Below are 15,067 nucleotides of genomic sequence, written 5' to 3' on the forward strand. Positions count from 1 at the left end.
CTGCGCCCCGCAGTTCAATCGGGCCCGACGTGGACTTGACGCGGGCTTCAAGCGGGCGGCAGCGCCTCCCAGCGCCCGGCCACGTTCTTCAGCAGCGCATTCACGGCCGTCAGGCGGCGGCTTTTCACGTCGATCAGGCTGCGCTGCGACGACAGCACGGTGGTCTGGGCCGCCAGCACATTCAGGTAGCCCACGGTGCCTGCACGGTACTGGTTCTCCACCACCTCCAGCGCACGCTGGGCGGCGGCGGTGGCCTCGCGCTGCAGTTGTTCCTCCTGCGCCAGCGCAGCAGCGGCCGTGAGGTTGTCCTCCACCTCCTGCAGCGCGGTCAGCACCGTCTGGCGGTAGGCGGCCGTGACCTGCGCGTGGTTGGCACGGGCCGTCTCAACGGCCGCACTGCGCGCGCCGCCATCAAAAATCGACGCCGCCAGCGCCGGCCCCAGCGACCAGAACAGGTTGGGCGCGCTGAACAGATCCGCCAGCGGCGCCCCCCGGTATCCGCCCGCTGCCGACAGCGTGAGCGTGGGGAAATACGCCGCGCGCACCACGCCAATCTGAGCGTTGGCCGCCGCCACGCGGCGTTCTGCAGCAGCAATATCCGGTCGCCGCTGCAGCAGGTCGGACGGCAGGGCCTGGGGCACATCGGCCGGTGCGGGCAGCGCAGCGGTGGGCTCCAGCGCAAAGGCGGCAGGCGCCTGCCCCAGCAGCGCGGCCAGCGCGTGCTCCAACTGGCTGCGCGTGGTTTGGGCCTCCAGCAGTTGCACCTGGGTGGACTTGTACTGCGCCTCGGCCTGCGCCACATCGGCGCTGGAGGCCACACCCGCCGCCTGGCGGTTGCGCGTCAGCTCCCAGCTGCGGTCGTAGGCCTTGAGCGTCTCGCCCAGCAGCGCCGCCTGTGCCTCGGCTGCACGCAGTGAAAAATACGTCTGCGCCACGGCCGCCTGCAGCGACAGGCGCGCAGCGGCCAGATCGTCGGCGCTGGCCTGGGCGCTGGCCTGGGCCGCACTCACCCCGGCGGAGACGCGCCCCCACAGGTCCAGCTCCCAGCTGGCGGTAAGGCCCAGCGAATGGCTGGTGCTGATGCGGGCGGTGCTGCTACCGTCGCCCTGGCTGGACAGCTGTGTGCCGCTGCGGGCACGGCTGCTGCTGGCATTGGCCCCCACGGTGGGCAAGGCCGCTGCGCCACTGCTGGTCACGGCTGCCTGGGCCGCGCGCAGGCGGGCGGCGCTTTGCGCCAGGGTGGGGCTGTTGGCCTCGGCCTGCTGCTGCAGGCGGTCCAGCACGGCGTCGCCGTACACGGTCCACCAGGTCTCGGGCGGAGCCGTGGAGGCCTGCGGCTGCGCGGGCTTCCAGATGCCCTGGGTCTGGGCGGCGGCCTGCTCTTTGTAGGCGGCCGGAATGTCCATGGCGGGCCGCTCGTACGGCGGCGTCTGCGCGCAGCCCGCAAGCCACAGGCCGCTGGCCAGCAACGCAGGCATGGCAGCCCGGCTGACATGCGCCGCAGGCCAGGTGACCTGGCGTGAAAAAATGAAAGAGGTCATCCGTCGTTTCCTTGCAATACCACCGGGCCTGCAGGTACGGCGCCTGCTGGCTTGCGGCGCCGCTGCACGGCACGCAGCGCGCGCGCACGCAGCCGGTCGAGCGCCACATAGACCACCGGCGTGGTGTAGAGCGTGAGCCACTGGCTTACCAGCAGGCCGCCCACAATCGCAATGCCCAGCGGCTGGCGCAGCTCGGCACCATCGCCCCGCCCCAGTGCCAGTGGCAGGGCCCCAAAGATGGCGGCCACGGTGGTCATCAGAATGGGGCGCAGCCGCAGGTTGCATGCGCGGTAGATGGCCTGCGCTGCAGTGACGGGCGCCCGGCCCGGCTCGCCCTGCTGGCGTTGCCGCGTGAGGGCAAAGTCGATCATCATGATCGCGTTCTTCTTCACGATGCCGATCAGCAGGATCACGCCAATGAGCGCGATGAGCGAGAACTCCGTCTTGAACAGCATGAGCGCCAGCAACGCGCCCACACCCGCAGACGGCAGCGTGGACAGGATGGTGATGGGGTGCACCAGGCTCTCGTACAACATGCCCAGTACCAGGTAGATGGTGATGATGGCCGCCAGGATCAGCAGCGGCTGTCCCGCCAGCGCGTCCTGAAACGCCCCCGCCGTACCGCTGAACGAACCGCGCACCGACACTGGCACGCCCAGCTCGGCCACCGCGTTGTTCACGGCCTCGGTGGCCTGCGACAGCGACACCCCCGGCGCCAGGCTGAAGCTGATGCTGCTGGCGGGCGTGCCCCGGTCGTGGTTGACCGACAGCGGCGTGTTGGTGGTGGTGATGCGCGCAAACGCCGTGAGCGGAATCTGCTGCCCCTGGCTGTTGACGAAGAAGAAGCCGCGCAGCGTCTCGGGGTTCTGCAGGTAGCGCGGTGCGGCCTCCATCACCACGCGGTACTGGTTGAGCGGGTTGTAGATCACGCCCACCTGGCGCTGGCCGAAGGCGTTGTTCAGCGTGGCATCGATCTGCGCCATGGTCAGGCCCAGACGCGTGACCGCATCACGGTCGATGACCAGCGAGGTCTGCAGCCCAAAGTCCTGCACGTCGCTGTTCACGTCCTCCAGCTCGGGCAGCTGGCTCAGCACCTGGCGGATGCGCGGCTCCCAGGTGCGCAGGTCGCCAATGTCGTCGGCCTGCAGGGTGTAGTCGAAGGACGCACCGCTCTGCCGCCCACCAATGCGGATGTCGCGCTGGGGCACCAGGAACAGGCGCGCGCCCGGCTCGTTCTTGAGCTGCTCGCGCAGCCGCGTTATCACGGCCTCGGAACTCTCCTGCCCGGGCCCGCGCTTGAGGGTCATGAACATCTGCGCCGCATTGCGCTGCCAGCCCCCCGTGAAGCCGGTCACATGCTCCACAGCCGGGTCGGCCTGCACGATGGACAGGAAACGCTGCAGCCGCTGCTCCATGGCCTGGTAGGACGTGGCCTGGTCGGCCCGGATGAAGCCCGAGATGCGCCCGGTGTCCTGCTCGGGCATGAAACCCTTGTCGATGGCGGTGTAGAGATACACGTTGAGCCCCACCACACACGCCAGCGCCAGCAAGGCCACGGGCTGGTGGCGCAGGCACCAGGCCAGGCTGCGGCGGTACAGGCGCATGCCCCGCACCTGGAGACGGTCTACCCAGCGACCGATCCGATGGCTGAGGGCTGCCGCCCAGCCCCTGCGCCGCGCCGGGGCCGGGCTGTGGTGCTTGAGCAGCGCTGCACACATCATGGGCGTGGTGGTGAGCGACACCACCATCGACACCAGGATGGCCGAGGACATGACGATGGCGAACTCGCGGAAAAACCGCCCCACGATGCCACCCATGAACAAGATGGGCACGAACACCGCAATCAGCGAGATACTCATCGACACCACGGTGAAGCCGATCTCGCGCGCGCCGTCCAGCGACGCCCGCAGCGCGGTCTTGCCCCGCTCCATGTGGCGCATGATGTTCTCCAGCACCACGATGGCGTCGTCCACGACAAAGCCCGTGGCCACGGTGAGCGCCATGAGCGAGAGGTTGTCGAGCGTATAACCCGCCAGATACATCACGCCAAACGTGCCGGCCAGCGACACCGGCACCGCCACGCTGGGGATGAGCGTGGCACGCCCGTTGCGCAAGAACAGGAACACCACCAGCACCACCAGCGCCACGGCAATCAGCAGTGCACGCTCTACCTCCTTGACCGACGCACGCAGCGTGGGTGTGCGGTCGGACACCACCTCGATGTCGATGGCCGCCGGGATGGACGCCTGCAGCGCGGGCAGCAGCGAGCGCACGCGCTCCACGGCTTCGAGGATGTTGGCGCCAGGCTGCTTGTAGACCTGCAGCAGCACCGCCGGCTTGCCGTTGGCCACACCAAAGTTGCGCACGTCCTGCACCGAATCCACCACATCGGCCACGTCCTGCAGGCGCACGGCCTGTCCGTTCTTCCAGCGCAGCACCAGGGGCGCGTAGTCGGCCGCCACGCGGGCCTGGTCGTTGGTGGCCACCTGCCAGTAGTGGTCCTCCCGCTCCACCGCGCCCAGCGGGCGGTTGGCGTTGGTGCTGACGATGGCGCTGCGCACCTGCTCCAGCGAGATGCCGTTGGACGCGAGCCGCACCGGGTCCAGCTCGACCCGCACGGCGGGCAGCGCGCCGCCGCTCACCGTGGCCTGACCCACCCCCTCGACCTGCGAGAGCTTTTGCGCCAGCACGGTAGAGGCCGCGTCGTACATCTGCCCGCGGGTGAGCAGGTCCGACGTGAGCGCCAGGATCATGATGGGCGAATCGGCCGGGTTGACCTTGCGGTAGGTCGGGTTGCTGGGCATGCCCGTGGGCAGCAGCGTGCGCGCAGCGTTGATGGCGGCCTGCACATCGCGCGCGGCGCTGTCCACGTTGCGGTCCAGGTCGAACTGCAGCGTGATGGAGGTGCTGCCCAGGATGGAGCGCGAGGTGATCTCGGTGACGCCCGCAATCGCGCCCAGCGAGCGCTCCAACGGCGTGGCGACGGTGGCGGCCATGGTGTCGGGGCTGGCACCGGGCAGGCTGGCGCTGACCGAGATGGTGGGGTAGTCCACCTGCGGCAGCGGCGCCACGGGCAGCAGGAAGAACGACACGGCACCCGCCAGGGCCAGGCCCAGGGTGAGGAGCATGGTGCCGATGGGGCGGTGTATGAAGGGGGTGGAGAGGCTCATGGGTGGGCTCTCCGGGCGGTTTTTTGGTGTTTTTGGCTGGGTGCGCTAGTGGGATATGCGCTGGTAGCTATTGTTTTTGTAGTGTTGGTTTTTGTGCGTTGATTTGGCCGCGTGCTGGTTTCGAGGGCGGAGGCCGGGAGTCGCCCGGCAGGCGAGGCACTTTTCTTTGCTTCGCCAAAGAAAAGTACCCAAAAGAAAGGCGACCCCACTGTCTGCGTCCCCTGCGCTTCGCTACGGGGCAACCTGCGGTGCTCGCGGGCGGTGTGCGCTGCGGAACTCTCTGCGCGCTGACGCGCTCCGCTCAAACAGCCGCAGCGAGTCAGTTCACGAAGCGCGTGTGTCCTGCGGCACACGCGCCACCCCGCCCGCTGCGCTCCTCGGCGCATCCAGAGGGGAGTGGGGAACCAAACATCCCCACGGGCCTTTGCTTCGCTCGGCCCAGCTTGCGCAGCGCGTGGCGCTTGCGCCCGCGAGACGATGCCGAGCGCAGCAATGGCCCGAATGGATGTTGGCTGTTCGGCTGTTCGGATGTCCCACCCCTGCTGGCTGCGCCTGCGGCGGGGCGGTTGGGGGGTGGCATGGGCGTCGCAGCGCCCATGCTTCGTGCTCTGACTCGCCGTGGATGTCTGAACGAAGCTGCAACGCAGCGCAGTGAGTTCCACGGCGCACCCCGCAACCGACACGACGCAGGTTTGCCCCGTAGCGAAGCGCAGGGGTCGCAGACTGGGGGTCGCCTTTCTTTTGGGTACTTTTCTTTGGCGAAGCAAAGAAAAGTACCTCGCCCGCCGGGGCGACAACCCGGCTCCCGCGCTCAAACCAAGCACGCTATTCATAAGGGCCAACGCTTCAGGCATTCACGACCTCGGAACGCCCACGCCACCGCTGCGCCCACCCCTCAAACGTGAGGTAAATCACCGGCGTCGTAAACAGCGTGAGCAACTGACTCAGGATCAGCCCCCCCACCATCGTCACCCCCAGCGGATGCCGAAGCTCACTGCCCACACCCGTCCCCAACATCATCGGCAACGCCCCCAGCAACGCCGCCAACGTCGTCATCAGAATCGGCCGGAATCGCAACAGACACGCCTGATAAATCGCATCGCGCGCACTCAAGCCCTCGTCCCGCTGCGCCTCGAGCGCAAAGTCGATCATCATGATCGCGTTCTTCTTCACGATGCCGATCAGCAGCACGATGCCGATGATGGCAATGATGTCCAGGTCCAGCCGCGCCGCCATCAACGCCAGCAGTGCGCCCACCCCGGCCGAGGGCAGTGTGGACAAGATCGTGACCGGGTGAACCGTGCTCTCGTACAGCACGCCCAGCACGATGTACATGGTGACCACCGCCGCCAGAATCAGCAGTAGCGTGTTCGACAGCGACGCCTGGAACGCCAGCGCCGCGCCCTGGAAACTTGTCTCCACCGACAGCGGCAACTGCCCCTCGGCCTGCACAGCCGCCTTCTCGCGCTCAATGGCGGCCACGGCGTTGCCCAGCGACACGCCCGGCGCGGTGTTGAAGGAAATCGTGGCGGCGGGCAACTGGCCCACGTGGTTGACCACCAGCGGCATGTTGCGCTCCTCGATGCGCGCCACCGACGACAGCGGCACCGGCGCCCCCACGCTGGAGGGCACATAGATGCTCTGCAGCGCCTCGGGCCCCACCTTGAACTGCGGCGCCACCTCCAGCACCACGCGGTACTGGTTGGACTGGGTGAAGATGGTCGAGATCAGCCGCTGGCCAAAGGCGTTGTACAGCGCCGCATCAATGCCCGCCACCGTCACGCCCAGGCGGCTGGCCTGGGCGCGGTCGATTTGCACATAAGCCTGGCGGCCCTGGTCCTGCAGGTCGCTGGCCACATCGGTCAGCTCGGGCAAGGCGCGCAGGCGGCGCAGCAGCTCGGTGGTGCTGGTGGTCAGCTGCTGCATGTCGGGCGACGACAGCAGCCACTGGTATTGCGTGCGCGCCACCCGGTCTTCGATGGTCAGGTCCTGCACGGGCTGGATGAACAGGCGAATGCCCGGCAGGTTCTGCACACGCTCAGCCAGGCGCTGCTGCACCACATCGGCCTTGTCGCGGTCTGCATGGGGTTGCAGGTCGATCAACAGGCGACCGGTGTTGAGCGTGGTGTTGGCGCCATCGACACCAATGAACGACGACACGCTGCGCACGGCGGGGTCTTGCAGCAGCCGCTCGGCCACAGCCTGCTGGCGCTCTGCCATGCCGGCAAACGAGATCGACTGGTCGGCCTCGGTGGTGGCCTGCAGCGTGCCGGTGTCCTGCACCGGAAAGAAGCCCTTGGGGATGAACAGGTACAGCACCACGGTGAGCGCCAGCGTGGCCGCAAACACCAGCCAGGTGGTGCCCCGGTGGTTCAGCACCCAGCCCAGCATGCGGCCATAGCCCGCGATGGTGCGGTCAAAGAAATGGCCTGTGGCGCGGTACAGGCGGCCGTGGCTCTCCTCGGGCGTGTGGCGCAGCAGGCGCGCGCACAGCATGGGCGTGAGCGTGAGCGACACCACGGCCGAGATCAGGATGGACACGGCCAGCGTGATGGCGAACTCGTGGAACAGCCGGCCCACCACATCGCCCATGAACAGCAGCGGGATCAGCACGGCGATCAGCGAGATGGTGAGCGAGATGATGGTGAAGCCGATCTGCTGCGAGCCCTTGAGCGCAGCCGCGAGGGGTGCCTCGCCCTCTTCCACATAGCGGGCAATGTTCTCGATCATCACGATGGCATCGTCCACCACAAAGCCGGTGGAGATGGTCAGCGCCATCAGCGTGAGGTTGTTGATGGAGAACCCCGCGAGGTACATCACCCCACAGGTGCCGATGAGCGACAGCGGCACGGCCACGCTCGGGATCAGCGTGGCCGACGGGCTGCGCAGGAAGACAAAGATCACCGCCACCACCAACAGCACGGCCAGGCCCAGCTCCACCTGCATGTCGCGCACCGAGGCGCGCACCGTCACCGTGCGGTCCGTCAGCACCTGCACATCCAGCGACGCGGGCAAGGTGCTTTGCAGCTGCGGCAGCAGGGCCTTGATGCGGTCTACCGTGTCGATCACGTTGGCGCCGGGCTGGCGGCGGATGTTGAGGATCACGCCGGGCTTGGCGCCCGTGTCAGCCGTGCCCGCCCAGGCGGCAAGGCGCGTGTTCTCGGCATCGTCCACCGTGTCGGCCACGTCCTTCAGGCGCACGGGGGCGCCATTCTTGAAGGCGATGATGAGGTCGCGGTATTCAGCCGCCGACTGCAGCTGGTCGTTGGCATCGATGGTGGATGCACGGGCCGGGCCGTCGAAGCCTCCCTTGGCCTGCTTGACGTTGGCGGCTGCGATGGAGGTGCGCACGTCCTCCAGCGTGAGGCCCAGCTGCGCCAATGCCGTGGGGTTGGCCTGGATGCGCACAGCCGGGCGGCGGCCGCCCGCAATCGCCACCAGGCCCACGCCCTGCACCTGCGAGAGCTTGGGTGCCAGGCGGTTTTCCACCAAGTCGTTCACGCGGATCACGGGCAGCGAGGGCGAGGTGATGGCCAGCGTGAGGATGGGCGCATCGGCGGGGTTGACCTTGCTGTACAGCGGGGGCATGGGCAGGTCGCTGGGCAGCAGGTTGCTGCCCGCGTTGATGGCCGCCTGCACCTGCTGCTCGGCCACGTCCAGCGCCATGTCGAGCGCAAAACGCAGCGTGATCACCGAAGCCCCGCCCGAGCTGGTGGACGACATTTGCGACAGCCCCGGCATCTGCCCGAACTGCCGCTCCAGCGGGGCCGTGACGTTGGAGGTCATCACGTCGGGGCTCGCGCCCGGGTACAGCGTGGTGACCTGGATGGTGGGGTAGTCCACCTCGGGCAGGGCCGAGGTGGGCAGCAGCCGGTAGGCCATCAGCCCCGCGATCAGGATCGCCACCATCAGCAGCGCGGTGGCGATGGGGCGCAGGATGAAAAGGCGCGACAGGTTCATGGCGGCGGGTGCGCTGGCAAGACAGGCAGGGGAGAAACCGGGGTGCCGCTGCGCTCAGCGCGCCGGGCTGGCTGCGCCACCCTGGGACGGCGGCTGCTGTTGCAGCCGCTCGCGGATGTAGGCACGGCGCTCCTCCTGCGGCATTGCCATCACGCGGGCGCGCTCGTCGGCGGGCATCTGGTCCAGCAGTGCCTTCACCTGCGGAGGGATGCCCCGCGGGGGTTCAGGGCTACGGTCTGCAGGCGCTGCGGGGGCTGCATGCGGTGCAGGCGGTGCAGCGCCTGGGGATGCTTGCGGTGCAGCTGCTCTGGGTGGTGCTTCGCTGCGCTGCTGTTGTGGCGCTGCAGAGGCCTGCGGGGCGGACGCCGGGGCAGCGCCGGGAGCACCCACACCCGACGCCGAAGAGGCTGCAGCAGACGCCGCCGACGCTGGAGCCGCTGCGCCGCTCGCGCCCGTCTGCGCTCGCCGCTCGCGCAAGAAGGCGCGGCGCTCTTCGGGGCTCATCTTCTGCAGCTTTTCACGCACATCGGGGGGCAGCGATGCGATAAACGCACGGCGCTGCGCGGCCTGGTCCTGGGCCGCCTGGTCGGCGCGGGTGACGGCACCGGCATCGATGACGGCGACCTTGGCGCCTTCGCGCAGGCGGTCGATGCCGTCCGTGACCACCTGCTCGCCCTCGCGCAGCTCGCCTTCGACGCTCACGCGGTCGCCATCGGTCACGCCCACGCGGATGCGGCGCTGGGTCACGGTGCTGTCTTCCTGCACCAGGTAGACATAGTTGTTCTGCACGGACGTAGCCGGCACGGTCAGCACGCCCTGGAGCAGGTTGACCTGCAGGCGCACATTGACGAACTGGTTGGGGTACAAGGCGCCGTCTTCATTGGCAAAAGCGGCCTTGACCTTGATGGTGCCGGTGGTGCTGTCGATGGCGTTGTCCAGCGCCACCACGCGGCCCTTGGCCAGCTGGCGGCGGCTGTCGCGATCCCACAGCTCCACGGGCAGTTCCTCGCCAGCGGCCATGCGGCGGCGCATCTGGGGCAGGTGCGCCTCGGGCACGGAGAACGCGGCATCGATGGGCCGCACCTGGTTGATGGTGACGATGCCGTTCGCATCGCTCGGCCCCACCACGTTGCCTTTGTCCGCCTGGCGCAGGCCCAGCCGACCCGCAAAGGGTGCAGTGACCTGGGTGTAGCTCAGTTGCAGGCGCGCGGCATCGACCTGCGCCTGGTCCGAGGCCACGGTGCCTTCCAGCTGGCGCACCAGTGCGGCCTGGGTGTCCACCTGCTGGCTGGCGATGGAATCGCGCGCCAGCAGGTCCTGATACCGCTTGAGGTCGAGCTGCGCATTCTTGAGCAGCGCCTGGTCGCGCTGCAGCGTCCCCTGGGCCTGCGACAGCGCAGCCTGGTAGCTGCGCGCATCGATCTCGGCCAGCACCTGGCCTGCACGCACCTCGTCGCCTTCCTTGAAGCGCACCGACGTCAGCTCACCGCTCACCTTGGCGCGCACCACGGCGGTGGCGCGGGCGCTCATGGTGCCGATGGCGCTCACCACCACCCGCACATCGCCCCGCTGCACGGTGCCCACCGACACGGGCTGCACGTTGCCGCCGCCAAAGCGCCCGGGGCCGCCGCCCGGCCTGCGCGCCGCGTTCGTGCCCGTGGCGGCACCACCAGCGGTGGCCGCAGCCGCTGCATCCTGGCGCTGCTTCCACCACCAGGCACCACCTCCCACCGCCGCCAGCGCAATGGCGGCCATCAACAACGCGGAGGTCCAACGCAGCTTGCCGGACTGTAATTGTGCGGGCCTCTGTGGACGGGCAAACGAACGGTTCAGGGGCATGGTGGGGCGCAACCAGGAATGAGCGAAGGGGTATGGTAGCCAGCGCATCCCCCGGGGCTGCCGTCCGGCAGGCCCCCTTTACCGGGGATTTACGCGCGCTTTGGGCGGGGTTTACCGATGTATCGGCTCAGCCCCGCCCGGGGCTCGAAATCAGCGGTTGGTGGCCAGCAGAAGGCCACCAGCGCCCATGAAGAAACCGCCCGTGGCCTTGTTCAGCCGGGCCACGCCGCGCGAAGTGCGGATGAAGCGGCGGATCTGGCGCCCGAAGCTGGCATACACAGCGGTCGACACGAATTCGCTGCCCAGATAGATGGAGCCAAGCACCAGAAACTGGCGCGCTGCAGGCTGCGCGGGGTCGATGAACTGCGGAAAGATCGCTGCGAACAGGATGATGGCTTTGGGGTTGGTGATGCCCAGCAGAAACTCCTGGGTGATGAGCGCACGCAGAGAGAACTGCGCTGGCTGGCCCGATGCCAGGGCACCGCTGGGCGCATCATCCAGTGCCAGGCCGCTGAACTCGCGGCTGTGCCAGGCCTTCCAGCCCAGCCAGAACAGGTAGGCGGCGCCCACCCACTTCACCGCCGTGAATGCCGCCTCGGACGCCAGCAGCATCGCGCCCAGCCCCACCGCAGACACCGTCAGAAAAATGGCAAACGCCGCTGCGCGGCCCACCGTGGCGATCAGCGCAGGGCCCACGCCTGCACGGATGCCGTTGTTGAGGCCACAAAAGTTGTTGGGCCCAGGGGTGAGCGAAATGGCGATGGCAACTGGAACAAATAGCAGCGCATCCATGGTGCGGTCCTTGCAGGGTGAGGCAGTTTGAGAGGAAACGGTCAGCGCTGCAGTCTACGGCAGACCTTGCCGACACAACCGCCCCCAGGGCACATGCCCCCAAGGCGCCATCGACCACCTTAGAGCGCCTTACAACCGCTCCAGGTCCAGCACCGAGTCCCAGGGCACATCGGGCAGGGCTTCGTAGTGCGCCACCACGGTCAGGCGGTCTGATCGGTCCGCCTGCGACGCCAGTGCCTGCGCGAGGTAACGGACGGAAGGTTTGTCCAGCCCTCCCACCGGCTCGTCGATCAAGGTCAGTGGTGCATTCGAGGCCAAGGCCCCTGCCATGAGCACCTTGCGCTTGCTGCCGGTAGACAGGGCATAAAAAGGCTTGTCCAGATGCTCGTGCAGGCTGAACCCGTCGATGTGCTCCATCAGGGCTGCCGCATCCCACAGGGGGTAGCGCGCGGGCAGGCTGTCGAGCCAACCCCGAGCCGTGAACGGGTCCCACTCGCTGGATCGCGGGTCCGCCCAGAAGACGAGTGGTGCCGAGGCCTTGGCGGCTGGGTTCAGGTCCACCCCTTGCAGCGTGATGCTGCCGGCCTGCGCTATCAGTTCACCAGCCAGCACTCGCAGCAGCGTGGTTTTGCCGGTGCTTTCATCACCGCGCACCAAAGCCAGACCCGGGGGCCAGGCCAGCGACAGGTTGTCCAGCACCGCACACTCCGGGTATGCAAACCGCAACCCTTTTACCCACAAAAACGCGCTCTCAGCCACCATGCCTCCTCGACGCGGAAAGCAGCCATTCTAGGAAGCTGCGGCACGGCGGGCCCACCACAAGCCCCCCACCTGGTTCACCACCAGCCCACAGAGCACCGCAGCCGCACCCGCCCACTGCACAGGCGCAGGCGTTTCACCCAGAAAGGCATAGGCCGCCCACAGCCCCACCACCGGCACCAGCAGCGAAAACGGCGTGACCCGTCCCGCCGCATGGCGTTGCAGCAGCTGCGTCCACAGCGTGTAGGCCAGCAAGGTGGCCAAAAAGGCCAGGTAGGCCACGGCCAGCAACCCCGTGCCATTCAAAGACTGCAGCTGTGCCCACACGGCGGCGGAGCCATCGCTCCACCAAGCAAGCGCAAAAAACGGCCCGATGGGCACCACGCTGCTCCATACGATGAACGGAAACGGCGCATACGCCCCAGCCTGCGCCGCGCGGCGTGCCACCAGATTGGACACCGCCCACATAAATGCGGCGCCGAGGGTGAGTACAAACCCCGCCAGCGTCATCTGGCCCGGCCCCTCGCCATGCGCGAGGCCGATGGTCATCAAGCCGCCGAACGCCAGCAACAAGCCGCCCCACTGCCAGGGCTTGGCGCGCTCCCCCAGCAACGGCGCAGCCAGCAACAAGGTGAAGAACGCCTGGGTCTGCATCACCACCGACGCCATGCCCGCCGTCATGCCCAGCTGCAGGCCCAGAAACAGAAAGCCGAACTGCCCCAGCCCCTGCGCCAGCCCGTAGCCCACCACAAAGCGCCAGGGCAAAGCCGGGCGCGGCACGAAGAGCAAAAAGGGCAACGATGCCGCCGTAAAGCGCAGCGCGCCCAGCAGCATGGGGCTCAGGCCTTGCAGGCCGAGCTTCATCACCACAAAGTTCAGCCCCCAGATGACCACCACCGCCAGGGCGCGCAACAGGTCGCCACGGCTCAAGGCCGCTGGCGCACTCATGCTGCCGCCACCGCAGCGCCCGCAGCCACCGGACGGCCCTGCCGCGCCCGGGCAGCGACAAAGGCGTCGAACGCCTGGGCGCTGGTCTTGCCGGGCACATAGCCCAGCACCTCCTTGAGTGCTGTGTTCAGCAGCACGGGCCGGTAGCGCAAAAAGTCGAGCTGCTCGGGTCCGTAGCGGCTGACACCGAGCGCGGAGCCCACGGCCAGCGCGGTGCGCAGCAGCCCGGCGGGCAGCTCCAGCACGGGCTTGCCCAGGCGCCGGGCGATCTCGCGCAAGGGCAAGGCACCATCGCCCGCCAGGTTGAAGCAGCCCGCCCGCTGCGTGCGCAGCGCATGCAGGATGGCGCCGGTCACGTCTTCGTCCCAGATGAAGACAAACGGGCTCTCGCTGCCCCGGATGGCGAGCAGGCGCGGCTTTTCAAACAAGGCGGTGATCTGGTTGTCCACCCGCTCGCCCAGGATGGTGCCGATGCGCAGCACCGTCTGTGCCAGCCCCGGGTGCTGCGTGCGGTATTGCGCCAGCATCTCTTCCACCAGCCGCTTGTGGTGTGAATAGGCAAACACCTCGTTGCCCCGCAGCGCGTCGGTCTCGCGCAACCATGCGGGGTTGTCAGCGTGGTAACCGTACGCCGCGCCGCTGGAGCTGACGACCAGCTGCTTCACGCCGGTGGCCACACAGGCATGAAGCACGTTCTGGCTGCCCAGCACGTCCACCGAATATTCAAACTCGCGGCTGGAACCCTTTCCGGGCGTGACGATGGACGCCAGGTGCACCACGCTGTCGATGGCGTGGTCCGCCAGCGTCTGCGCCAATGCAGGGTCGCGCACGTCCTGCACCCGGTAGGTCACACCGGGCAGGCGGCGCTCGGCGGGCACCTCACGCACATCAGCCGCCACGATAGTCCCTACCCCTTCACGCGCCAGTGCGGCCACCACGCTGCGGCCCAGAAAGCCGTCTGCGCCGGTGACCAGAATGCGGCGGCTCTCCCACACTACGCCGGTCATGTGCGCTGCTCCCGGAGGGTGTCGGCCGGCGGTATCTGCGCAGGCCTGCGCCCCCACCAGCTCGCCAAAGTCAGCCCCGCGATGATGTCCCAGAAGCCCCACACGCCCGCCACCACGGCCATGCCGCCCAGCCCGCCAAAGAAGCTGAAGATCAGCACCAGGCCCAGGCCTGCATTGCGAATGCCCACCTCAATGCTCACCGCACGCCGGTCGTAGTCGGGCAAGCCACTGAGCCGCGCGCAGGCGTAGCCGGTGCCGAAGGCCAGCGCATCGTGCAGTGCCACAGCCAGCAGCACCAGGCCCACGTAGTCGAGAAAGTAGCGCCAGTTGCCCGCCACCGCGCCCACGATGAAGCCGATGAGGCACAGAAAGCTGAGGATGCGCACGGGCTTGTTCACGCGCTGCGTGAGGCGCGGCAGCTTTTCGGCACACAGGATGCCCAGGACAAAGGGCAGCCCGATGATGACCACGATGTGCCCCGCCATTTCCAGCGGGTCGAGCGCGATGCTGCGCAGCAGCGGCGCCGCTGTGGGATGCATGCCGCCCCAGAACGCAAAGTTGAGCGGCATGAGCACGATGGCCAGCGCGTTGGAGATGGCCGTCATCGACACCGACAGCGCCACATTGCCTCCCGCTCGGTGGGTGAGGATGTTGCTCACATTGCCGGGCGGGCAGCAGGCCACCAGGATCATGCCCAGCGCGATGCTGGGCCCGGGCTTGAGCAGCAGCGTGAGCACAAAGGTCACCGCAGGCAGCACGATGAACTGCGCGGCAATGCCTACCGCCATGACACCCGGCATGCGCAGCACGCGCTTGAAGTCGGCCACGCGCGTATCCAGCGCAATGCCGAACATGAGAAAACCCAGCACCCCATTGAGCACCACCAGCGACGCGGGGTTGAAGTTGAGGCGTATTTCGTCCACAGGCAGCATAGATAACCTTTGATTTCAGTTCTTCACCGCGTATTGCGAAACGCGCAACGCACGAAACTGTCGCAGCGACAGCGCGGGACGCCGAGCAAGGGCCGCCCCGCAGCGAGGGCGTCGCCCCC

9 protein-coding genes are annotated in these 15,067 nt (G+C 67.9%); all 9 read right to left on the reverse strand.

Annotated elements, in window-relative coordinates:
* Positions 1–47: 47 nt before the first annotated feature.
* Complete coding sequence (locus ACOYR4_RS17085; RefSeq protein WP_422849681.1) at positions 48–1,478, reverse strand: efflux transporter outer membrane subunit; 1,431 nt, start codon at positions 1,476–1,478, stop codon at positions 48–50.
* A gap of 59 nt (positions 1,479–1,537) precedes the next feature.
* Positions 1,538–4,711: an efflux RND transporter permease subunit gene (locus ACOYR4_RS17090; RefSeq protein WP_422847422.1), complete on the reverse strand. Its 3,174-nt coding sequence runs from the start codon at positions 4,709–4,711 to the stop codon at positions 1,538–1,540.
* Between the two features lie 846 nt (positions 4,712–5,557).
* Positions 5,558–8,671, reverse strand: coding sequence for an MdtB/MuxB family multidrug efflux RND transporter permease subunit (locus tag ACOYR4_RS17095; RefSeq protein ID WP_422847423.1), 3,114 nt, complete (start codon positions 8,669–8,671; stop codon positions 5,558–5,560).
* Positions 8,672–8,725: 54 nt separating this feature from the next.
* Positions 8,726–10,510, reverse strand: coding sequence for an efflux RND transporter periplasmic adaptor subunit (locus ACOYR4_RS17100; protein ID WP_422847424.1), 1,785 nt, complete (start codon positions 10,508–10,510; stop codon positions 8,726–8,728).
* Positions 10,511–10,660: 150 nt separating this feature from the next.
* A complete protein-coding gene (locus tag ACOYR4_RS17105) occupies positions 10,661–11,302 on the reverse strand; it encodes a LysE family translocator (protein ID WP_422847425.1) in 642 nt (213 codons plus the stop codon).
* 129 nt (positions 11,303–11,431) lie between these two features.
* Complete coding sequence (locus ACOYR4_RS17110) at positions 11,432–12,001, reverse strand: ABC transporter ATP-binding protein (RefSeq protein WP_422847426.1); 570 nt, start codon at positions 11,999–12,001, stop codon at positions 11,432–11,434.
* Between the two features lie 90 nt (positions 12,002–12,091).
* Complete coding sequence (locus tag ACOYR4_RS17115; protein ID WP_422847427.1) at positions 12,092–13,009, reverse strand: EamA family transporter; 918 nt, start codon at positions 13,007–13,009, stop codon at positions 12,092–12,094.
* Positions 13,006–14,016: an SDR family oxidoreductase gene (locus ACOYR4_RS17120; RefSeq protein ID WP_422847428.1), complete on the reverse strand. Its 1,011-nt coding sequence runs from the start codon at positions 14,014–14,016 to the stop codon at positions 13,006–13,008. The genes ACOYR4_RS17115 and ACOYR4_RS17120 overlap by 4 nt, the downstream gene beginning before the upstream one ends.
* A complete protein-coding gene (locus ACOYR4_RS17125; protein ID WP_422847429.1) occupies positions 14,013–14,948 on the reverse strand; it encodes a bile acid:sodium symporter family protein in 936 nt (311 codons plus the stop codon). Before ACOYR4_RS17125 ends, ACOYR4_RS17120 begins: the two co-directional genes overlap by 4 nt.
* Positions 14,949–15,067 lie beyond the last annotated feature (119 nt).

The sequence above is a fragment of the Acidovorax sp. M14 genome (assembly GCF_049331375.1).
GTDB lineage: Bacteria > Pseudomonadota > Gammaproteobacteria > Burkholderiales > Burkholderiaceae_C > Acidovorax.